The sequence below is a fragment of the Comamonas aquatica NBRC 14918 genome (assembly GCF_000739875.1).
GTDB lineage: Bacteria > Pseudomonadota > Gammaproteobacteria > Burkholderiales > Burkholderiaceae_C > Comamonas > Comamonas aquatica.
The window spans coordinates 1-20,371 of record NZ_BBJR01000030.1 but is presented as its reverse complement, the minus strand read 5'-3'; the positions used below and the strand labels follow the sequence as shown (position 1 = coordinate 20,371).

General features: G+C 68.5%; 22 protein-coding genes. 7 read left to right on the top strand and 15 right to left on the bottom strand.

The genetic code is table 11. The annotated features are described in order from the left end of the window. Window positions 1–6 precede the first annotated feature (6 nt). Both CA2_RS05040 and CA2_RS05035 read left to right on the top strand, forming a co-directional pair. Window positions 7–852, top strand: a complete 846-nt coding sequence (locus CA2_RS05040; protein ID WP_042413296.1) for a MetQ/NlpA family ABC transporter substrate-binding protein — start codon at window positions 7–9, stop codon at window positions 850–852. A gap of 250 nt (window positions 853–1,102) precedes the next feature. Beyond that, window positions 1,103–1,411 carry a hypothetical protein gene (locus CA2_RS05035; protein ID WP_042413313.1) on the top strand — a complete coding sequence of 103 codons (309 nt, stop codon included), beginning with the start codon at window positions 1,103–1,105 and terminating at the stop codon, window positions 1,409–1,411. Window positions 1,412–1,496: 85 nt separating this feature from the next. Here CA2_RS05035 and pntB read toward each other — a convergent pair whose 3' ends face one another. Both pntB and CA2_RS05025 read right to left on the bottom strand, forming a co-directional pair. Then, a complete protein-coding gene (gene pntB, locus CA2_RS05030) occupies window positions 1,497–2,906 on the bottom strand; it encodes a Re/Si-specific NAD(P)(+) transhydrogenase subunit beta (protein ID WP_042413294.1) in 1,410 nt (469 codons plus the stop codon). Between the two features lie 27 nt (window positions 2,907–2,933). Then, window positions 2,934–4,511: a Re/Si-specific NAD(P)(+) transhydrogenase subunit alpha gene (locus CA2_RS05025; protein ID WP_245620885.1), complete on the bottom strand. Its 1,578-nt coding sequence runs from the start codon at window positions 4,509–4,511 to the stop codon at window positions 2,934–2,936. A gap of 398 nt (window positions 4,512–4,909) precedes the next feature. Here CA2_RS05025 and CA2_RS05020 point away from each other — a divergent pair, with 398 nt between their 5' ends. Continuing rightward, entirely contained in the window at window positions 4,910–5,734 is an 825-nt protein-coding gene (locus CA2_RS05020) for a MetQ/NlpA family ABC transporter substrate-binding protein (protein WP_042413291.1), read from the top strand. 60 nt (window positions 5,735–5,794) lie between these two features. On the opposite strand, the gene CA2_RS05015 is transcribed toward CA2_RS05020, so the two are convergent. Continuing rightward, window positions 5,795–7,000 (bottom strand): leucine-rich repeat-containing protein kinase family protein, encoded by a 1,206-nt coding sequence (locus tag CA2_RS05015; protein ID WP_042413288.1) that lies wholly within the window; start codon window positions 6,998–7,000, stop codon window positions 5,795–5,797. Between the two features lie 30 nt (window positions 7,001–7,030). Here CA2_RS05015 and CA2_RS05010 point away from each other — a divergent pair, with 30 nt between their 5' ends. After that, the gene (locus CA2_RS05010; RefSeq protein ID WP_042413286.1) at window positions 7,031–7,996 is read left to right on the top strand and encodes an SMI1/KNR4 family protein; all 966 of its coding nucleotides are present in this window, start codon (window positions 7,031–7,033) and stop codon (window positions 7,994–7,996) included. Between the two features lie 90 nt (window positions 7,997–8,086). Here the strand turns inward: CA2_RS05010 and CA2_RS05005 are convergent, their stop codons facing one another. The 9 genes from CA2_RS05005 to CA2_RS04965 all read right to left on the bottom strand — a co-directional run bounded on the left by CA2_RS05005 (window position 8,087) and on the right by CA2_RS04965 (window position 15,914). Further along, window positions 8,087–8,461, bottom strand: a complete 375-nt coding sequence (locus tag CA2_RS05005; protein WP_042413284.1) for a copper-binding protein — start codon at window positions 8,459–8,461, stop codon at window positions 8,087–8,089. A gap of 14 nt (window positions 8,462–8,475) precedes the next feature. Further along, complete coding sequence (locus tag CA2_RS05000) at window positions 8,476–8,964, bottom strand: DUF411 domain-containing protein (RefSeq protein ID WP_042413282.1); 489 nt, start codon at window positions 8,962–8,964, stop codon at window positions 8,476–8,478. Between the two features lie 29 nt (window positions 8,965–8,993). Continuing rightward, window positions 8,994–9,488 (bottom strand): cupredoxin domain-containing protein, encoded by a 495-nt coding sequence (locus CA2_RS04995; RefSeq protein ID WP_042413280.1) that lies wholly within the window; start codon window positions 9,486–9,488, stop codon window positions 8,994–8,996. Between the two features lie 14 nt (window positions 9,489–9,502). Then, a complete protein-coding gene (locus tag CA2_RS04990; RefSeq protein WP_042413278.1) occupies window positions 9,503–10,888 on the bottom strand; it encodes a multicopper oxidase family protein in 1,386 nt (461 codons plus the stop codon). Window positions 10,889–10,890: 2 nt separating this feature from the next. Beyond that, the gene (locus CA2_RS04985; protein ID WP_042413277.1) at window positions 10,891–12,327 is read right to left on the bottom strand and encodes a TolC family protein; all 1,437 of its coding nucleotides are present in this window, start codon (window positions 12,325–12,327) and stop codon (window positions 10,891–10,893) included. Then, window positions 12,324–12,650, bottom strand: coding sequence for a hypothetical protein (locus CA2_RS04980; RefSeq protein ID WP_042413275.1), 327 nt, complete (start codon window positions 12,648–12,650; stop codon window positions 12,324–12,326). The genes CA2_RS04985 and CA2_RS04980 overlap by 4 nt, the downstream gene beginning before the upstream one ends. Before the next feature lie 95 nt (window positions 12,651–12,745). Next, window positions 12,746–13,168 carry a hypothetical protein gene (locus CA2_RS04975; protein WP_174435599.1) on the bottom strand — a complete coding sequence of 141 codons (423 nt, stop codon included), beginning with the start codon at window positions 13,166–13,168 and terminating at the stop codon, window positions 12,746–12,748. Window positions 13,169–13,207: 39 nt separating this feature from the next. Continuing rightward, window positions 13,208–13,831 carry a YitT family protein gene (locus CA2_RS04970; RefSeq protein ID WP_042413272.1) on the bottom strand — a complete coding sequence of 208 codons (624 nt, stop codon included), beginning with the start codon at window positions 13,829–13,831 and terminating at the stop codon, window positions 13,208–13,210. 58 nt (window positions 13,832–13,889) lie between these two features. After that, window positions 13,890–15,914 carry a heavy metal translocating P-type ATPase gene (locus CA2_RS04965; RefSeq protein ID WP_081888871.1) on the bottom strand — a complete coding sequence of 675 codons (2,025 nt, stop codon included), beginning with the start codon at window positions 15,912–15,914 and terminating at the stop codon, window positions 13,890–13,892. A 38-nt stretch (window positions 15,915–15,952) separates the two neighbouring features. Between CA2_RS04965 and CA2_RS04960 the strand changes: the two genes are divergently transcribed. Both CA2_RS04960 and CA2_RS04955 read left to right on the top strand, forming a co-directional pair. After that, complete coding sequence (locus CA2_RS04960) at window positions 15,953–16,399, top strand: MerR family transcriptional regulator (RefSeq protein ID WP_042413270.1); 447 nt, start codon at window positions 15,953–15,955, stop codon at window positions 16,397–16,399. A 180-nt stretch (window positions 16,400–16,579) separates the two neighbouring features. Then, on the top strand, window positions 16,580–17,284 hold the full coding sequence (locus CA2_RS04955; RefSeq protein WP_169741444.1) for an HAD family hydrolase: 705 nt from the start codon (window positions 16,580–16,582) through the stop codon (window positions 17,282–17,284). A gap of 72 nt (window positions 17,285–17,356) precedes the next feature. On the opposite strand, the gene CA2_RS04950 is transcribed toward CA2_RS04955, so the two are convergent. From CA2_RS04950 to aat, 3 genes are all read right to left on the bottom strand, one after another. Next, entirely contained in the window at window positions 17,357–18,154 is a 798-nt protein-coding gene (locus tag CA2_RS04950; RefSeq protein WP_042413266.1) for an IclR family transcriptional regulator, read from the bottom strand. Between the two features lie 95 nt (window positions 18,155–18,249). Then, complete coding sequence (locus CA2_RS04945; protein ID WP_042413264.1) at window positions 18,250–18,984, bottom strand: arginyltransferase; 735 nt, start codon at window positions 18,982–18,984, stop codon at window positions 18,250–18,252. A gap of 12 nt (window positions 18,985–18,996) precedes the next feature. After that, complete coding sequence (gene aat, locus CA2_RS04940; RefSeq protein WP_042413263.1) at window positions 18,997–19,749, bottom strand: leucyl/phenylalanyl-tRNA--protein transferase; 753 nt, start codon at window positions 19,747–19,749, stop codon at window positions 18,997–18,999. A gap of 197 nt (window positions 19,750–19,946) precedes the next feature. Between aat and CA2_RS04935 the strand changes: the two genes are divergently transcribed. Continuing rightward, window positions 19,947–20,264 carry a hypothetical protein gene (locus CA2_RS04935; protein ID WP_042413307.1) on the top strand — a complete coding sequence of 106 codons (318 nt, stop codon included), beginning with the start codon at window positions 19,947–19,949 and terminating at the stop codon, window positions 20,262–20,264. Window positions 20,265–20,371 lie beyond the last annotated feature (107 nt).

Genomic DNA, 20,371 nt, shown 5'->3' with positions numbered 1-20,371 from the left:
CACCACATGTTTGATCGCAATTCCTTCCAGGCTGGCGCTGCCGGCCGCCGTGCCGTGCTGACCGCCGCCGCGCTGGCCGTGGCCGGCATCCTGGCCGCCCCTGCCATGGCCCAGGACGCCACCAAGAAGCAGCTGCGCATTGGCGCCACCGCCGGATCCAACTACGACCTGCTGCAAGAAGGCATCGTGCCCCAGCTCAAGGCCAAGGGTTACACCGTCAAGCTGATCGAGTTCAACGACTATGTGCAGCCCAACCTGGCGCTGGACGATGGTTCGCTGGATGCCAACTTCTTCCAGCACCGTGCCTATTTCGACCAGTTCACCTCCGACCGCAAGCTCAAGCTGACGGCCATCGTGCAAGGCCCCGTGGCCCCCATGGGCGTGTACTCCAAGAAGTTCAAGAGCATCAACGAGCTGAAGGCCGGCGCCCGCGTGGCCCTGCCCAACGACCCCAGCAACCTGGCGCGTGCCCTGCTGGTGCTGCAGAACGCCGGCCTCATCAAGATCAAGGACGGTGTGAACCCCGCCCGCGTGTCTGAGCTGGACCTGGCCGAGAACAAGCACAAGCTCAAGTTCCTGCCCCTGGATGCGGCCCACCTGCCCCGCGCGCTGGAAGACGCGGACTTCGTGGTGGTCAACGGCAACTTCGCCATGTCCTCGGGCCTGAAGCTGACGGAAGCCGTGATCCTGGAAAAGACCCCCGACCAGTACCTGAACGTGGTGGCCGTCAAGACCGGCAACGAAACCGCCCAGTGGGCCAAGGACCTGGCCGAGGCCTACCGCTCGCCCGCCTTCAAGCAGGTGGTGGACACCAAGTTCGTGGGCTACATGAAGCCTGCGTTCCTGCAGTGAGGTGGGCCCGCGCGGCCGACGGGTCCTGACCAAGCAGCCTGCGGGCTGCTTTTTTTGTGGCCGTCCGCCGGCACTGCCGGCCCGTGGGGCACCCTGGTGGAGGTACGGCTGGCGAGGTAGGCGGGGCGCAGGGCCTGCCCCGTCCGGTGCACAGGCCCACGCTGTAAGCGGCGCACACGGCTTTTACAAAATGTGGCGCGTTTTCGGGCCTAGGCTTGCGGCGTCAGCCACCACTGTGAAGCACTGCACCATGCCACGAATCCTTGCCACGATGGGTCTGCCCGTTCTCCTGCTGGCCCTGCCGTTCACCAGTTGGGCGGGAGATGACGACGACCACCGCCACTACCGCAAGCACGAACACCGCCACCACGCGCACAAGCAAGAGTTCTGGGATGGCCAGTGCAAGGTCAAGCGCGAGTGGAAGAAGAACGGCGAGTACAAGGAAAAGCGCAAATGCAAGGACCGCCCCGTGGTCTACCAGCAGCCCTACCCCGTGTACGTCGCGCCCTTGCCCCCCCAGGGGGTGGTGATCCAGTCGCAGATCCACCTGCGCCCCTGACGCGCGGGCCGAGACCGGCCGGCCCCTAGGCGCCGCTGGTCGCTGGTACCAACCGCAGTGCCGGCGGGCGGCGCAGCGGCCGTCCTCAGGCGCGCAGCGCCGTCAGCACCTCGTCCAGCATCTTCTTGGCATCGCCAAACAGCATGCGGTTGTTGTCCTTGTAGAACAGTGGGTTGTCCACGCCGGCATAGCCGGAGGCCATGGACCGCTTCATGACGACGGACTGCCGGGCGCGCCAGACTTCCAGCACCGGCATGCCGGCGATGGGGCTGGCCGGGTCGTCCTGGGCGGCCGGGTTCACGATGTCGTTGGCACCGATCACCATGGCCACATCGGCCTCGGGGAAGTCGTCGTTGATCTCGTCCATCTCCATCACGATGTCGTAGGGCACCTTGGCCTCGGCCAGCAGCACATTCATGTGGCCGGGCATGCGCCCGGCGACGGGGTGGATGGCGAACTGCACCTGCACGCCCTTGGCGCGCAGCGCCTTGGTGATCTCGTTGACCGTGTGCTGGGCCTGGGCCACGGCCATGCCGTAGCCGGGCACGATGATGACGCGTTTGGCTTCGCGCAGCAGGTCGGCCGTTTCCATGGCGCTGATGGCGGTGACCTCGCCCTGGGGCTGGGCGGCAGCACCGCCCGCCTTGGCCGGTGTGCCCGAGCCAAAGCCGCCGGCAATCACGCTCAGGAAGTTGCGGTTCATGGCCTGGCACATGATGTAGCTCAGGATGGCGCCCGAGGAGCCCACCAGCGCGCCGGTGACGATCAGCAGGTCATTGCCCAGCATGAAACCCGTGGCCGCCGCGGCCCAGCCCGAGTAGCTGTTGAGCATGGACACCACCACGGGCATGTCGGCGCCGCCGATGGCCATGACCATATGGATGCCGAACAGCAGGGCGATGGCGGTCATCACAACCAGCGGCAGCATGCCCTGGGCAATGGTTTCGGCGCGCAGGAATTCGCGGCCGAACCCGATCACCAGCAGCAGGGCCGCCAGGTTGAGCCAGTGGCGCGCCGGCAGCAGCAGCGGCTTGCCGCCGATGCGGCCGTTGAGCTTGCCGAAGGCAATCAGCGAACCTGAGAAGGTCACGGCACCGATCAGGATGCCGACATAGATCTCCACCTCGTGGATCAGTTGCTCGGCACCTTGCAGCGGGGTGGAGGTGTCGACATAGCTAGCAAAGCCGACCAGGCAGGCGGCCAGGCCGACCAGGCTGTGCATCAGCGCCACCAGCTCGGGCATCTGTGTCATCTTCACGACCTTGGCCGCGTACAGGCCGATGCCGCCGCCGACGACCAGGGCGCCGACGATCCAGGCCATGCCCTCGGCACTGACGCGCGGGCCGAACACGGTGGCCAGCACGGCCAGGGCCATGCCGACCATGCCGAACAGATTGCCGCGGCGCGAGGTTTCGGGGTTGGACAGGCCACCCAGGCTCAGGATGAACAAAATGGCGGCGCCCAGGTAGGCCACCGTTGCGAGACTTTGGGACATGGTGTTGCTCTCTGCTGCTCGTGCTTGTTATTTGCGGAACATGGCCAGCATGCGGCGCGTGACGGCAAAGCCGCCGAACATATTGATAGCTGTCAGCACAAGCGCAGCAAGGGCTAGCCAGCGAATCAGCTCATCCGGCCGTCCCGTGCCGGCCGTGCCCGGCGGCGCAATCTGCACCAGGGCGCCGAGGGCGATGATGCTGGAGATGGCATTGGTCACGCTCATCAGCGGCGTGTGCAGGGCTGGCGTCACGTTCCATACCACCATGTAGCCGATGAAGCAGGCCAGCACGAACACCGTGAAGTGCCCCAGGAAGGCCGCCGGCGCATAGGCGCCGATGCCCCAGAACGCCAGGGCCACCACGGCAAACAGGAGGGCCAGCGTCCTGGCCGGCAGCGGGCCGCTGCTGCCGTGGCCGTGGCCGCCTTTCTTCTTGGTCTCGGCCGCCGGCGTGGCTGCGGTGGCGGTCGGTGCGGGTTTGGGCGCCACCACCAGCGGGGGCGCCGGCCAGGTGATGGTGCCGTCCTTGATCACCGTGAGGCCGCGGATCGCGTCGTCCTCCATGTTGACCACGGCCACGCCGTTCTTGGCCTTGCACAGCTCCTCGGTCAGGCGCAGCAGGTTGGTGGCGTACAGCGTGGACGACTGCTTGGCCAGGCGCGAGGCCAGGTCGGTGTAGCCGATGATGGTGACGCCGTAGCGCACCAGGGCTTCGTCGGCCACGGTCAGCTCGCAGTTGCCGCCTTGTTCGGCCGCCATGTCCACGATCACGCTGCCGGGCTTCATGCTGCGCACCATCTCGGCCGTGATCAGCTTGGGAGCCGGCTTGCCGGGGATCAGCGCCGTGGTGATGATGATGTCGGCATCCTGGGCCTGCTGCGCATACATCTGGCGTTGCGCGGCCTGAAAGCCCTCGCTCATCACCTTGGCGTAGCCGCCGCCGCCCGCGCCGTCTTCCTCGTAGTCGACCTTGACGAACTCGCCGCCCAGCGAGGTGACCTGGTCGGCCACCTCGGCGCGCGTGTCATTGGCCCGCACGATGGCGCCCATGTTGGCGGCCGTGCCAATCGCCGACAGGCCGGCCACGCCGGCCCCGGCAATGAACACCTTGGCCGGGGGCACCTTGCCCGCCGCAGTGATCTGGCCGTTGAAGAAGCGGCCAAAGGCGTTGGCCGCCTCGATCACGGCGCGGTAGCCGGAGACGCCGGCCATGGAGGTCAGCGCATCCATCTTCTGGGCGCGCGACAGCGTGCGCGGCAGTGCATCGATGGCCAGCACCGTCACCTGCCGGGCGGCCAGTTGCTGCATCAGTTCGGGGTTCTGTGCCGGCCAGATGAAGTCGATCAGGATCTGGCCGGGGTGCATTAGCGCGACCTCGTCGGCCGTGGGCGGGCGCACCTTGAAGACGATGTCGGCGGCCTGCCAGACTGCGGCAGCACTGGGCAGCACCTCGGCCCCGACGGCGCGGTAGGCATCGTCGCTGAAGTTGGCGGCATCGCCGGCGCCGGTCTCGATGGCGACCGCAAAGCCCAGCTGGCGCAGTTTTTCCACCACATCGGGCACGGTGGCCACGCGCTTTTCACGCGGGAAGGTTTCGCGGAGCACCCCGATGCGTTGCGGGGCGGGGTGGGCGGTGTCTTGCGTCAAGGCCGTCTCCTGGTGTTGTGTCATCGGTACGTGCGCCCGTCAGGGCGCAGGGCAGCAATCGGGCTGCTCTTGCGATGCACTCTACGGGTGTCGCTGCAGAAAAGATAGGCGGGCTTGCGGGGTGTCGTTGATTTGCCGCGGCGCGCGGCCCCTCCCCGGTTGGGTGTCCCGCATGCGCCATGGTGCCGCTGGGGAGTGCCTGCTGGGTGATCCAGGGAGCGACTGTTAATGCGTTCTGGGTATATGCAGCGTATTTTTTATTTGTTGGGATTTGAAGGACGCCTGCGGATACTGCAGGACATCAGCGCGCACCCCCAGGTCGCGTGATGCACAAACCCTCAGGAGGCAAGACCCATATGTTCCGTTTCAATCCCCAGCGCCGCGCGGCCGTGGCTTTCACCCTGGCACTGGCCAGCCTGGCCGCCAGCCCCGCCATGGCGCAGGACGCCAGCAAGCCCCAGCTCGTCATCGGCGGCACGGCCGGCTCCAACATCGACCAGCTGCAGTCGGGCATCGTGCCCCTGCTCAAGGCCAAGGGCTACAAGGTCAAGCTGGTGGAGTTCAACGACTACGTGCAGCCCAACCTGGCGCTGGCCGATGGTTCACTCGATGCCAACTTCTTCCAGCACGAGGTGTATTTCAACCAGTTCAAGGGCGACCGCAAGCTGGACCTGAAGGCCCTGGTGCAGGGCCCGATCGCGCCCATGGGCGTGTATTCCAAGCAGCGCAAGAGCCTGGCGGAGCTGAAGGAAGGCGACCGCGTGGCCCTGCCCAACGACCCCAGCAACCTGGCGCGCGGCATCCTGCTGCTGCAGCAGGCCGGGCTGGTCAAGCTCAAGGAGGGGGTGAATCCGCTGCGCGTGTCCGAGCTGGACCTGGCCGCCAACCCCAAGAAGATCAAGCTGGTGCCGCTGGACGCCGCCCACCTGCCGCGGGCGCTGGAGGATACGCAGTTCGCCATCATCAACGGCAACTTCGCCATCTCCTCGGGCCTGAAGCTCAGCGATGCCGTGCTGCTGGAAAAGACCCCCGACCACTACCTGAACGTGGTGGCCGTCAAGACCAAGGACCAGGGCGCGCAATGGGCCAAGGACCTGGAACAGGCCTTCCGTTCGCAGGAGTTCAAGCAGGTGGTGGACAAGCAGTTTGCCGGCTATGCCAAGCCGGCCTTCCTGCAGTAACGATTTTCTTGGCGTGTGTGAAAGTACTTGGGCTGCCTTCGGGCAGCCCTTTTTTATGGCTCAGGCGCAGCGGGCCAGGACCTCGGCCTCCAGGTGTGCGAAGGCGCGCCACTCCAGGGCCTGCAGCTGTGCCACCTGGTCGCGGGGCAGAGCGTGGGTCAGCGCGGCCGCGCCCAGGTCGCTGAGCACGGCCTCGCCCGTGGCCGGGTCCCACAGGATGTTGTGGGCGTACAGGTCGCCATGCAGCACGCCGTGGTCGTGCAGGTGCTGCACCGCGCTGCGCACGCCGGCCAGCAGGCGCTGGGCGGTGGCGGGCGTGAAGGCCGTGTCCGGCGCATAGACATCGCGCGTGCAGCTGTCCAGGCTGGGTGGGCCGGCCAGGTTGCGCAGGCTGGCCGGCAGCAGGGGCAAGGCCATGGCCAGCCGACCGTCCGGGTGGCCGTCCACCCGGGCCAGGGGCGTGAGCAGTTGCGGGTGCTGGCCCGCCGCCAGGCCGGCCGCCAGCTCGCACTGCGGGCTGCCGTCGCTGGTGGCGGCGGCCTTGAACACCTTGAGCGCGATGGCCGCCCCGCTGTCCTTGCAGGTGGCCTGGTGGATGTGGCCGCTGGCGCCTTCGCCCAGCAGCGCACCCAGGCTAAGTTGGGGATAGGAAATGGCCGTTTGCGCTGATGCAGCAAGCGCGGACAGCTCACTTTCTTGCGTCAACGGGTTGCCAGCGATCGCCGCCCAGGCCAGCGCCGGCAGCTGCCACAGCGTGGCGGGCAGCGCGGTGAAGCGGTTGCCGGCGATGCGCAGCAGCTCCAGCCTTTGGCAGGCGCGCAGGTCCGGCAGGTCGGTGAGTTGGTTGCACGACAGCATCAGCTTTTGCAGGCGCGGGCGCTGGCCCAGGCTGGCGGGCAGCGCACGGAGCTGGTTGTCGGTCAGGATCAGCCAGCGCAGGCGTGGGGGCAGGCTGGCCTCGGGCACATGGGCAATCCGGCAGGACTTGAAGCCCACCATCTCCAGCGCGGGCATCTGGCCCAGCACCGCCGGCAGTTCGGTGAAGGGGTTGTGGGAGGCAAACAGGATGCGCAGTTGGTGCAGGCGCGGCAGGTCCGCGGGCAGCTGCTGCAGCTGGTTGTGGGAGAGGTCCAGCACCTCCAGCGAGTCGGCCAGCGCATACAGCGCCGGTGGAAATTCCGTCAGCGCATCGCTGAGCTGGATGTGGCGGGCGCCGGCCAGCCGGCCGTCGGCCAGCTGCGCGTGAAAATGCTTGAGCGTCAACATGAGGGCCGCAGTCTAAGCGCGGCACAGCGAATGCAAATTTTGAACGACCTGCCGGCCTTGGTGCAGGCCTTGCCACAGCGGGCGGCGACGGACTGGGTGGACCTGCCCGCGGCGCTCCACCGCCAACTGTCCTCGGCCGCGCAGACGGACCCCGGCGCGATCCTGCTGCAGCCTGGCGCCCGTTGCCTGGTGCGCCCGGGGACCGATGCGCCGCGCATGGGCTATGTCCCTTGGCTGCCCGTGGCCGTGCTGCGCCAGATGGACTGGAGCCAGTCCCTGCCCCAGCTGCTGCAGGCGGAGTTGGGCCACAGCCAGCGCTTTGCCCCGCAGGACACGGTGATCTGGGCGGATGCACAGGTGCCCGCACCGCACTGGCCGGACCGCCCTGGGGATGCGCCGCAGCGGCTGCAGTTCTGGCACCTGGGCCTGCAGGCCCATGCCTGGATGGCGATGCAGGTGTGCCAGCCCACCCCCATCAGCCGCGCCGCGCTGCGCGTGTGCGAATGGCGGCTGGGCTGCCCGTTGCCCCCGGCATTGCGCGATTACTGGTTGCACCTTGGCGTGCAGGATTGGGCCGAGGGCCTGTTGGCGGCAGCGTGGGAGGGCCAGGCGCCCGGGAGGGACTGGGCCGCCATCGGCCCGGTGCAGGTGGTGTTTCCCGGCGTGATGGATATCGTGGCCATGGCCGATCCGCAGGACGCCGCCACGCTGCGCGCTGGCATCGCGGACCTGGTGGCCTTTGGGGACTACCTGGGCAATGGCAACCTGTGGTGCTTCAGCCGGACCGACGGCGCGGTCTGGTACCTAGACCACGACAGCGCGCCGCTGCTGACCCGGGTGTTTGACGACGTGGGCGACTATCTGGAGGCGCTGGCCCTGATGGCCTTGTGCACCGCGCAGGCCACGGCACAGGGGCGGGACGATGGGGACGCGCAGGCCGAGGCCTGGCTGTCGGCACGCTGGGGCCCGGCCATGGTCCGCAAGTGGATGTACTGACGGCTGGGGTCTTGTGCTTTGGTCCGGCCCGCCATGCACTCTGGCGCCTGCAGGCGCCGGAGTGCAAAGCAGGCCATGGCCATGCGGCCCTCAGGACGCCGGCTGGATGTGGGTGATGACCAGCGCGCCGGCCTGGTCTTCGACACGGAACCGCACCGGGTCGCCGGGCTTGAACTGGGCGGCCTGCTGCGCGTCCTGCAGGCCAAACACCATGGTCATGGGCGGCATGTCCAGGTGGGTGATGGCGCCGTGGCGGATGGTCAGCTTGCCGCTGCGGGCATCGACGCGGGTGATGACGCCCTCGGTCAGCGCTTGGTCGGGCGCTGCCGCTGGCGCAGGGCTGGCGGCCGCCGTTGCAGGCGCATGGTGGCTGGCATGGTCCTGTGCCTGTGCCTGTGCCGTCGCCAGGCCCAGCAGCAGGCCGGCAGCGCAGCCCAGGTGGCGCAAGGTGGAGAAGGTGGACATGGTGGGACTCCTCTTCAACGGTAGCTGGTGTAGACGCGGGTGCTGACGTTGCTGCCCATGAGCTGCTTGGTGACCAGCAGCACGTCATACGGGTCCTTGCGGCCGCCGTATTCGGGGCCGTCCATGCCGGGGCTGCCGATGGGCATGCCGGGCACGGTGATGCCCAGCGCCTTGGGCTTGTCCTTGAGCAGCTTGTGCACGTCGGCGGCGGGCACATGGCCTTCGACCAGGTAGCCGCCGACCAGCGCGGTGTGGCAGGAGCCGTACTGCACGGGCAGGCCCAGCTTGGCGCGCACGGCGCTGTTGCCGCTGTCGTGCACGGTGACGGCAAAGCCGGCCTGCTCCATCAGCACGATCCAGTCCTTGCAGCAGCCGCAGTTGGGGTCCTTCCAGACTTCCATGGGGATCTTGGCGGGCGAGGCGGCCAGTGCCGGCAGGGCGGTCAGACCGGCGGCGGCGGCCAGCAGGTGCAGGGCGTGGCGACGGGTGGTTGGGGTGTGCATGGTGGGTTTCCTTTCTGGGACCACAGTGTTCAGGGGGTGACGGTGAAGCGGCCTTGCATGCCGGCCTGGTAGTGGCCGGGAATCAGGCAGGCAAAGTCAAAAGTGCCGGGGCGGTTGAAGTGCCAGACCAGGTCTTCGCGCTCGCCCGGGGCCACATGGGCCATGTACGGCTCGGCATGCGCCATGCCGGGGAACTTCAGCATCAGCGCCGCGTGTTCTTGCAGCGATGCGGCGGTGCCCAGCACCACCTCGTGCAGGAGCTGGCCGCGGTTTTCCACGCGCAGGCGCAGGGTCTCGCCCTGGCGCACGCTGAAGTGGTCGGGCTCGAAGCGCATGTCGTCCGTCATCCGGAGGGTGAGGGTGCGCAGCCCGGGCCGGGCATCGCCGGCGATGCCCCAGGCTTTTTGTTCTGGCGGCACAGCGGTGGCAGGATCGGCCGGGGTGTGGGACGCATTGCCATGGGCAAAAGTGGCTGTAGCGCATGCCAGTAAAGCGCTGGCAGCTATGTATTTCAGAGTTTGCATGATTGGCTCCGGCATCAATGGTGGGCAGGGCCGTGGCCGGCTGCCGGTTTGCGTACGCTGGGGGCACCCGGTGCCTGGCCGGGCGGGGTGGGGCGTGGTGCCTGCGCCTCCAGCGGGGCGCCCTGCCAGGCATAGGCTTGCGTGCCCCGGGGCTGCGCGAACCAGCCGGGGTCGCCGTAGTCGTTGGCGCCCAGGCCCTTGCGCACCTTGAAGCTGGTGAACATGCCGCCCATCTCGATGTTCCCGTACGGCCCTTGGCCCGTCATCATCGGGAAGGTGTTGTCGGGCAGGGGCATTTCCATGGCACCCATGTCGCCCATGCCGCGCTCGCCCATGAGCATGTAGTCGGGCACGATCTTCTGGATCTTGCCCACCAGGCCGCGGTGGTCCACGCCAATCATGGTGGGCACGTTGTGGCCCATGGCGCCCATGGTGTGGTGGCTCTTGTGGCAGTGCAGGGCCCAGTCGCCGGGCTCGTCGGCGATCAGCTCGATCTGCCGCATCTGGCCCACGGCCACGTCGGTGGTCACCTCGGGCCAGCGGGCGGACTTGGGCACGGGGCCGCCGTCGGTGCCGGTGACCTCGAACTCGTGGCCGTGCAGGTGGATGGGGTGGTTGGTCATGGTCAGGTTGCCCACACGGATGCGCACCCTGTCGCCTTGCTTGGCCACCAGCGGCGTGATGGACGGAAAGGCCCGGCTGTTGAAGGTCCAGATGTTGAAGTCCGTCATCTCGTTGATGCGCGGCGTCATCGCCCCGGGCTCCACGGCATAGGCGGCCAGCAGGAAGGCGTAGTCGCGCTGCACGTCGGCAATCAGCGGGTGGCGGCCCTTGGGGTGGGTGATCCACAGGCCCATCATGCCCATGGCCATCTGCACCATCTCGTCCGAATGCGGGTGGTACATGAAGGTGCCGGGGCGGCGCGCCGTGAACTCGTAGACAAAGGTCTTGCCCGGCGGGATGTGCGGCTGGTTCAGGCCGCCCACACCGTCCATGCCATTGGGCAGGCGCTGGCCGTGCCAGTGGATGGTGGTGGCCTCGGGCAGGCGATTGGTGACGAAGATGCGCACTTGGTCGCCCTCGACCACCTCGATGGTCGGTCCGGGCGACTGGCCGTTGTAGCCCCACATGTTGACGAAGAAGCCCGGCGCGACCTCGCGCACCACGGGCTCGGCCACGAGGTGGAACTCCTTGACGCCGGCGTTCATGCGCCAGGGCGTGGTCCAGCCGTTCAAGGTGACCACCGGGTGGTAGGGCCGGCCATTGGGCGGCGTCAGCGGCGCGGCCGTGTCGGCGTTGCTTTGCAGGACGGGTTCGGGCAGGGCTGCCATGGCGACCCGGCTGACGGAGGCAGCAGCCACTGCGGTGGCGGCGCCGGTGAAGAAATTGCGGCGGTTCATGCTCAGTGGCCTTGTGCAGGGGATTCGGACGGTGTGGCCGGGCTCGAGAGGCTGGCAGCCCCCGCGCCGGGCGAGGTGCTGTACAGCGCCAGTTGCAGGTCCACATCGGCCAGCCAGAAGTCGCGCTGGGCCTCGGTGGCGGTGGCCACGGCCTGGGTGGTGGCGCGGGCCTGGGCCAGCAGCTGCCAGGTGCTGATGAACATGCCGTTGTAGCGGTACACGGCCTCCTCCTGCATCCGCTGGGCCAGGGGCAGCACCTCGCTGCGCTGCTGCTGGGCCAGGTCCCAGGCCGTGCGGTAGCGCAGCCAGCTGGTGCGCGCCTCGCTGCGCGCCTGCAGGGCCGCATGGCGCAGCTGGGCACTGCGGTGCTGCAACTGCGCGCGTGCGCCGGCTGCGGCCACGCCACCCCAGTCGAACAGGGGCAGGGGCAGCTCCAGCTCCCAGCCGCGCGTGACCTCGTCGTGGCGTGTGGCGCGGTCGGTGGTGGTGTTGCGGCTGTAGCTGGCGCCGATGTCGCCAAACAGCGCGCCCACGCGGGCGAAGCCGTGGCGATCGGCCGTGGTGTCCAGCTCACGGCGCAGGGCGCGCACGTCCAGGCGCTCGCGCAGGGCGGTGGCCTCGGCATCGGCCCCGGTGTGCAGGGCCTCGGCCTTGGGCAGGGGTGGCAGGCTGTCCGGCAGGGCAAAGTCGGCCTGCGGGCCCCACAGGCCCATCAGGCGGGCCAGTTGCTCGCGCTCCAGGGCCGCGTTCAGGCGGGCGCGGGCCAGCTGGGCGGCGGCCTCGTGCTGCACGCGCAGCTCCTGGGCCTGTTCCAGCTTGCTGAAGTTGCCGACCAGGGCCATGCGCCGGGCCAGCTCGCCACCAGCTGCGGCGGCCTCGTGCATGCGTTCGGCCGCCTGCAGGCTTTGCTGCGCCGCCACGGCCCGCAGCCAGGCGCGGCGGGTGTCGGCCGCGTGCAGCAGCACCTGCTGGGCGGCGGTGAGCGTGGCCTGCTCCAGCTGCCAGCCCTGCCAGCGGCTGCGCCACGGCAGGGTGATGAGCTGGACCAGGTTGAGGCTGAGCTGGCGCTCGATCTCGCGCTCGTGGCCGTTGACGAAGCGCCCCAGCGTCAGCGTGGGGTTGAACAGGGTCAGCGCCTGGGCGCGCTGCGCATCCTGGCGGGCCAGTTGTGCCAGCTGGGCCTGCAGACTGGGGCTGCGCAGCAGGGCGATGCGCACGGCCGTGTCGGCATCCACGGGCTGGCTCAGCCACTGGGCGATCTGTGCCTCGGTGCTTGGCTGGGCGCGGGAATCCGTGGACGGCAACTGGCTGTCGGCAGGTAGCCGGGAGGCCGTGTGGCGGTCCACGGCGCTGCGCAGGCCATCGGGGGCCACGCTGGCGCAGCCCGCCAGCACCACGGCGGCGAGCACGGGGCTGAGTCGCAGGGTGCGGCGGTTCATGGCTGGCCTCCGTGCTGGTGCGTGCCGGGTGCTGTGGGCGCTGGCATGGGCGTTTGCGCGGCTTCCCAGCGCAGCACGTCGGCGTGGCCGCGCGCAAAGGTGGCCACGGCCGCATTCGCGGCGCGCCAGTCCTGTGGGCTGGCGACCAGGGCGCTGCTGGCGGGCAGGGCGGTGTGCACCAAGGTGCGCTGGGCCGCGGTGCTGGACGCCCGCTCGGTGGTGGGGGCCGCGGGCGGCGGCGAGGGGGGTGTCTGGGCCAGGGCCCAGGGCGTGGCCAGGCTCAGTCCGAGCAACCACGGGGTGACAAAGTGCGCGTTGCGCATGCAGCAATCTCCTGCGACAAGAAACCTTTCAGCGTCGGCGGCACGTTCTGCCCAGGGCAGGGGGCGTGCTGCGGACGCACCTCGGGTGTCAGGTCTCAGGCGATGGGTGGTTTGGTGGCTTGCACCAGCGTGGCGCTGGCAAAGTCGGCACGGCCGCTGGCCGGTGCGGCCTGCGTGGACAGGTCCTGGCAGGGCGCCAGCAGCAGTGGGGGGGAAAAGGCCGAATGACAGATGCCACAGGCGGCACAGGCTGTGGTGTGGTGGCTGCCGCCGCACGCGGGGGCGGGGGGTGTTGCTTCACAGTGCAGTGCCTGGGTCTCGGCAGCATGCGCATGGGCATCGTCCGTCATGGCCGTTGCGTGGTGGTGGGCCTGTGGCGCCGTCTGCGCTGCGGCCACGGCCGTGGGCATGTGGTCCCCGGTGTTGGGCAGGCTGCCCATGGCCATGGCGTCGCCCAGCAGACCGCGCAGGGTCAGCAGCAAGATCATGAACAGGGGTAGCAGGCGACGCATAGGCATGAATGATGCCAGAGTCGGCACAAAGTTCCGCGCTGCGCGTCAGCCGCCGTAGCGGCCCGGGCGGTGGTTCATGGACAGCACCTGGTTCAGGGTCAGGGCCGCCAGGATGGACCACAGGGCGCGTTCCACATCGACGATGAAGAAGGCGCTCAGCAGAATCAGACAGTCCAGCCCCATCTGCACATAGCCAGCGCGCCAGCCGTAACGCTCCTGCAGGAACAATGCGGCAATGCCCACGCCACCCAGGCTGCAGCGGTGGCGGAACAGCACCAGCATGCCCACGCCCATCAGGATGCCGCCGACGACAGCGGCGTAGGGCGCCTGCACACGCTCCAGGCTCAGGAACAGCGGCTGCAACTCCGACACCACGGCCAGCAGGCCAACGGCGCAGAAGGTCTTGACCGTGAAGGCCCAGCCCATCTTGCGCACGGCCAGCCAGTAGAACGGCAGGTTCAGCACAAAGAACCAGACGCCGAAGCCGATGTGCGTGGCGTAGTGCAGCGAAAACGCCAGGCCCGCCATGCCCCCCGTGACCAGCCCGGCTTGCTTGAACAGCGCCACGCCCACCGAGATCATGAGCACGCCGGTGAAGATGGCGGCTGCGTCCTCGAGCAGGGTGTGGGGCAGCGGTGCAGGTGCGGCAGGCTGGTGGCGGGTGTTCATGGTGGTGGAAATTTGTGCGTGTTATTTTTCAGGCGCACAGATTATGCGGTGTCCGTCCTCACTGTTCAGATTTTTTGTGAGGGTCGATCCGCAGGCGCAGGCCGTTGGCCACCACCAGCAGGCTCACCCCCATGTCGGCCAGCACGGCCAGCCACATGCTGGCATGGCCCATCAGCGCCAGGGCGAAGAAGGCCGCCTTGATGCCCAGGGCCAGCGCAATGTTCTGCCACAGCACGCGATGGGCACGCTGGGACAGGGCGATGGTGTCCGGGATGCGGCGCAGGTCGTCGTGCATCAGCACCACGTCGGCAGTCTCCATGGCCATGTCCGTGCTGTGGGCGCCGCCCATGGCAAAGCCCATGTCGGCCTGGGCCAGCGCGGGGGCATCGTTGATGCCATCGCCCACCATGCCGACGGCCCCCTCGGCCTGCAGCTGGTGCATGCGGCGCAGCTTGTCTTCGGGCAGCAGGCCGCCTTCAGCCTGCAGGATGCCTGCCTGCTGGGCGATGGCCTGCACGGCGTCGGGGTGGTCGCCGCTGAGCACCACCGGGCTGATGCCCAGCGCCTGCAGCTGTTGCACGGCTTCCTGGGCATGGGGGCGCAGGCTGTCGGCCACGGCGAACACGGCCAGCACCTGCTGCGCGGTGGCCAGCAGGCTGACGCTGCGGCCCAGGCGCGTGTGGGCCTGTACGGCGGCCTGCAGGGCCGGGCTGTCCAGTTGCTGCTCCTGCGCCCAGCGCAGGTTGACCAGGTAGTAGGTCTGCCCCTCGATGCGCGCCTGCACACCGCGCCCGGGCAGGGCCTGCAGGTCCTGGGCCGGCGAGGTGGGCACGCCCTCGGTCTGCAGGCCCTGGGCCACCGCGTGCGAGACCGGATGGTCCGAGCGCGAGGCGATCTGCCAGGCCCGCAAGGCGGCCTCAGCACGCGGGGTCTGTGCGGCGTCCAGCACGTCCCAGTCCACCAGGGTGGGCTTGCCCGTGGTCAGGGTGCCGGTCTTGTCCAGCGCGATGCTGCGCAGCTGGCGCGCGGCTTCCAGCACGCTGCCGCCCTTGAGCAGCACGCCCTGGCGGGCGGCGGCCGTCAGCGCGCTGACCACGGTGACCGGGGTGGACAGCACCAGCGCGCAGGGGCAGGCGATGACCAGCAGGGCCAGGGCCTGGTAGATGGCATCCAGCCAGGTCCAGCCCAGCAGCAGCGGGGCCAGCACGGCCAGGGCCAGGGCCAGGACCATGACGATGGGGGTGTAGATGGCGGCAAAGCGGTCGACGAAGCGCTGCGTGGGCGCCTTGCTGGCCTGGGCCTGCTCCACGGCCTGGACGATGCGCGCCAGCATGGAGTTGGCGGTGGCGGCGCTGACGCGCAGCTGCAGCTCGGCCTGCTGGTTGATGCTGCCGGCCCAGACGCTGTCGCCCGGGGCCTTGTCCACGGGCACGCTTTCGCCGGTGATGGGGGCCTGGTTCACGCTGCTGTGGCCGGCGATGACCTCACCGTCCAGCGGAATGCGGGCCCCGGGGGCCACGCGCACCAGGGCGCCGGTGGGCACATCGGCCGTGGGCACGGTCAGGCTGTGGCCGTTGGGCTGCAGCACCTCGGTGGTGTCCGGCGCCAGGCGCAGCAGGTTGCGGATGGCCAGGCGCGCGCGGTCCATGGCGCGGTCTTCGATGCGTTCGGCGGCCGCGTACAAGGCCATGACCATGGCGGCCTCGGGCCACTGGCCGATCAGGAAGGCGCCGGTGACGGCCACGGCCATCAGCGCATGGATGCCCAACTGCAGGCGCGCCAGGCTTTGCAGGCCGGCCTTGTACACGCCCAGGCCGGACAGGGCGATGGCCACCACGGCCAGGGCAATGCCGGCGTATTCCAGTGCCGGGTACTGCGGCGTGAACCAGTGCGAGATTTCGGCCAGCAGCGCCAGGCCCAGCGCGGCCCCGATGCGGGGCCAGCCGGGCAGCACGCCATGGTCGTGGCCGTGGTCGTGTTCGCTGTCTTCATGGTCGTGACCGTGGTCGTGCCCATGGGCCTCGGGTTTCCGGGGGGCGGGGCTGCAGCAGCCGCTTTGGTGTGTGTTGGGAGTCCATGCCATGATTGGAAAGCTGAAAGTAACTTCAAGGTCAAGCACCCATGACAGGATTGCGCATCGGAGAGGCCGCCCAACGCACCGGCGTGTCGGCCGCCAACATCCGCTACTACGAAAAACAGGGCCTGCTGGCGCCGGCCCTGCGGCAGGACAACGACTACCGCCTGTATGGCGATGCGGACCTGCACCGCCTGCGCTTCATCCGCATGTGCCGCGCCATGGACATGTCGCTGGACGAGGTACGCACCCTGCTGGCGCTGGACGGCCAGCGCCCGGAAGACTGCCGCGCCGCCAGCCAGACGGTGGAATCCCACCTGCAGCACGTGCGCCAGCGGCTGGGCGAGCTGCGGCTGCTGGAGCGGGAGTTGCGCCAGCTCAAGACCCTGTGCGATGGCCGCCCCGGGGCGTGCAACCTGATCGCCACCCTGCATGCCCAGGCCGATGCCGAGTTGCCGCCCGAGCCCGGCAGCCATGTCAAACGCCATGTCTGAGGGTGGTCGGCTGCTTGAAAACAGGAGCGCATGGCACGCGTGGAACCAGCCTTTCAGAGGTTAATTGATCTGAATGGCGCTTTTGACGTGCGCGATGTGCTCATCTTTTTGAACCAACCTGGGGGTGGGCCAAAACCGGTCGTGCTGCAGGCCGGGCCGTCTCGGCCGACAATCGACCGCATGACAGGGACGGACCACACACTACAGACCATGGACTGGACCGGCGTGCGCGCCATGGTCTTCGACATGGACGGCACGCTGCTGAACACCGAACACGCCATCGTCACGGCCGCCAGCCAGACCCTGGTGCAACTGGGCCATGCCCCGCTGCCCGCGGCCTACCGCATGCCCAACATGTTTGGCACGGCGGCCGACCTGATGGCGGATGTGCTCAAGGAGCGGCAACTGCCAATGCCGCAGGCCGGCAAGGCACAGCTGGGGCAGTGGTTCGAGCACCACTATGCCCAGCAGCCCCCGCATGGCGCGCCCTTGTACGCCGGCGTGCGCGCCTGGCTGCAGGCGGCGCGCGACCAGGGGCTGGCCCTGGCCGTGTGCACCAACAAACAGCATGCGCTGGCCCTCAAGGGGCTGGAGGCGGCGGGCATCCTGGAGCTGTTCCAGGTGGTCACCGGGCGCGACAGCTGTGGCGTGGCCAAGCCCGCGCCCGATCCGCTGCTGTTCACCCTGGGCCATCTGCATGTGCCACCGGAGGCAGCGGTGTTCTTTGGCGACACGCACGCCGACGCGGCCTGCGCGCAGGCGGCCGGGGTGCGGTTTGCGTGGTTCACGGCGGGGTTCGGTACGGACCTGGTGCGCCAGTACCCGCGCGTGCTGGACTTCGCCGATTACCGCGGCCTGCCGCTGCCGACGGCGGCCCTGGCCTGAGGGCCATGCCCCCGGCTGCCGCGCAGCGCCGGGGCACGCGATCCGCTTGGTGGGGCCGTGGGGACCGCTGGCTCAGCGCAGGCTGCTGGGGGCTGGGCCGCGAAAGCCCAGGGCCTGCGAGATCTCGTAGGCCGTGCCCTGCAGCTTGGGCAGCCAGCCTTCGTCCAGGCGATCGGCTGGGGCGGAGATGGACAGCGCCGCGACCAGCTTGGCCTGGTCGTCGTAGATGCCCGCGGCCATGCAGCGCACCCCCAGCTCCAGTTCCTCGTTGTCATAGGCCACGCCGGTTTCGCGGGCCTTGGACAACTCGCGCTCCAGCAGGGGCAGCTGGGTCAGGCTGTTGTGGGTGTTGCCGGCCAGGCCGGTGCGCATGGCGTAGGCGCGCACGCGCTGGGGTTCGTCGGCCGCTAGGAACAGTTTGCCGTTCGATGTCAGGTGCAGCGGTGCATGGCCGCCGATGGCGCGCACCACCTGCATGCCCGAGCGTTCGCTATACGCGCGTTCCACATAGACGATCTCATCGCCCTGACGCACGCTGAGGTTCACGGGTTGCTGGATCTGCTTGTGCAGCAGGCGCATGGCGGGCAGGGCCGCCTCGCGCACGCTCAGGCGGGCCTTGACCAGGTTGCCCAGCTCCAGCAGGCGCATGCCCAGGCGGTAGCTGCCCGATTCGGGGCGATCCACGAAGCGGCCGGCGGCCAGGTCATTCAGGATGCGGTGGGCGGTCGAGGGGTGCAGGCCGGTGCGTTCGCTGATTTCCTTCAGGGAGACGGCCTCTTCGCGCGATGCCAGGACGTCGATCAAGACAAACATGCGCTCCAGCACTTGCACACTGGGTTTGGCGGGAGCGTCTTGATCGTTTTTCTTCATGGGGCATCCAAAGGCAAAGATGGCCGGATTCTAGCCCTCGTGGGTGTGGCCTGCTCACATTCTTTGGAGCGGCAGCCCGCATTCGCTGGTGCGACTCAGATTTTGTCGATGCGCTGCCACAGGTTGTTGCGCAAAACCTCGTGCGGGTGGAACTGCGCCTTGTAGCGCATCTTGGCCGAGGCCTCGATCCAGTAGCCCAGGTAGACGTGGGGCAGCCGCAGGCTGCGTGCGAAGGCAATCTGCCACAGCACGTTATAGGTACCGTAGCTGGCGTCGGCGTCCGGTTCGTAGAAGGTGTAGACCGCCGACAGGCCGTCTTCCAGAAAATCGATGATGGAGACCATGCGCAAGGCGTTGTCGGCGGCGGGGTCGCGGAACTCCACCAGCCGGGTCTCCACCCGGCTTTGCAGCAGGAACTGGGTGTACTGCTCGATGCTGTCCTGGTCCATGCCGCCGCCGCTGTGGCGGGCGTGCTGGTAGCGCTGGTACAGGTCGTAATGCTCCTGCGAGAAGTGCAGGCGCTGCACGCTGGCTTCCAACTGCCCGTGCTGGCGTGCTGCGCGGCGCTGGCTGCGGTTGGGGCGGTATGCATCGGTCAGCACGCGCAGCGGCTCGCAGGCCTTGCACTGGCTGCAGTACGGCCGGTAGGTGAACATGCCGCTGCGGCGGAACCCCTGGGTGACCAGGGCCGAGTAGACCTCGGACTGGATCAGATGGCTGGGGGCGGCGACCTGCGAGCGCGCTTCCTGGTGCGGCAGGTAGCTGCACGGGTAGGGCGCGGTGGCATAGAACTGCAGGCTGTAGTGCGGCAGGTCATTGAGCTGTGTCATGCGTCGAAAGCCTCAGGAAATCAACCCAGGGGAAAGCGCATCCCAGTATACGGGGCGCCATTGCCAGTCCATGGCCGGGCGCTGCTGCTGGCGTGTGGCCTCGGCCAGAAAGCTGGCGCGGCTTTGTTCGCGCGCGCCCAGGGAGGCGAGGTGGGGCGTGGCCTGCTGGCAGTCGATCTGCGGCGCGCCGTGGTGGCGGCACAGCGCCACCAGTGCCGCCAGGGCCAGCTTGGAGGCGTCGGTGGCATGCGCGAACATGGATTCGCCATACACGGCATGGCCCAGGGCCACGCAGTACAGGCCGCCGACCAAGCGCCCGTCCACCCAGGTCTCCACGCTGTGGGCCAATCCCTGCGCATGCAGGCCGCAGTAGGCATCGATGATGCTGGGCACGATCCAGGTGCCGTCCTGGCCGGCGCGGGGGGTCTGGGCGCAGTGCTGCATCACCTGGCGAAAGTCGTGGTCCACGCGCACCTCGCAACCCGGGGTGCGCAGGAATTTGCGCAAGGTCTTGCGCAGCGACGGATGCAGCCGGAAGTCACCGGTCTGCAGCACCATGCGGGGGTCGGGCGACCACCACAGGTTGGGCTGACCGGGGCTGAACCAGGGAAAGATGCCCTGGCGGTAGGCCGCTTGCAGGTGTTCGGCATCCAGGGTGCCCCCGGCTGCCAGCAGGCCGGGCATGGGGGTGTCGGCGCCCCAGGCATGCGTCACAGCGGGGAACTCATCCTCGGAATCGAGCCAGATCAGCGATGGCGCTTGCATGTTTTGCTATGAACTTGGGAAGTGGGTCGGTCGGGTGTTGCGCCAGCATGGGGGCCAGTGGGGTGGTGGGTTGCTCCTACAGTCAATGCTGTCCTATGGGGACAGACCCCGCCATCGGGCTTGCCTATGGTGGCGTCATGTCCTTGGGGCATTATGAAATGCGGTGTCGCCGCATGCGGATGGAAGGAGTGGCAATCATGTTCTTTTCCGGCATTTTCAGTGGTGAACCCCGTTACATCCGCCGTGCCCGGGCGTGTCTGCAGGAAGCGCGCATGGCCATGCTCGAGCATTCGATGGCGGCCGAGCACTACCACGCCTCGGCGGCCATGTATGCCGAGCGCGCGCGCCGGCTGGAGGAGGAGATCGCCCATTGGGAGGCGCGCAAGAAGGGGGCGGTGCTCATGGACCCCTTGCAGGACGCGGGCAAGTACATTGCGCCCAATCGCATTGAATCCGTGCCGGCGGCTGCCGCTGCAGGGGCGGCGCCGACCGTGGGGATTGTCCGGGCCGCTTGAGGTGCGTTCAGGGGCTTCTGCTGCGCATCCAGTCCACTGGGGTGGCGAGCGTGGAGGACGCGGCCAAGAAAAAAGCCAAGCATCTTGTAATGCTTGGCTTTTCAGAG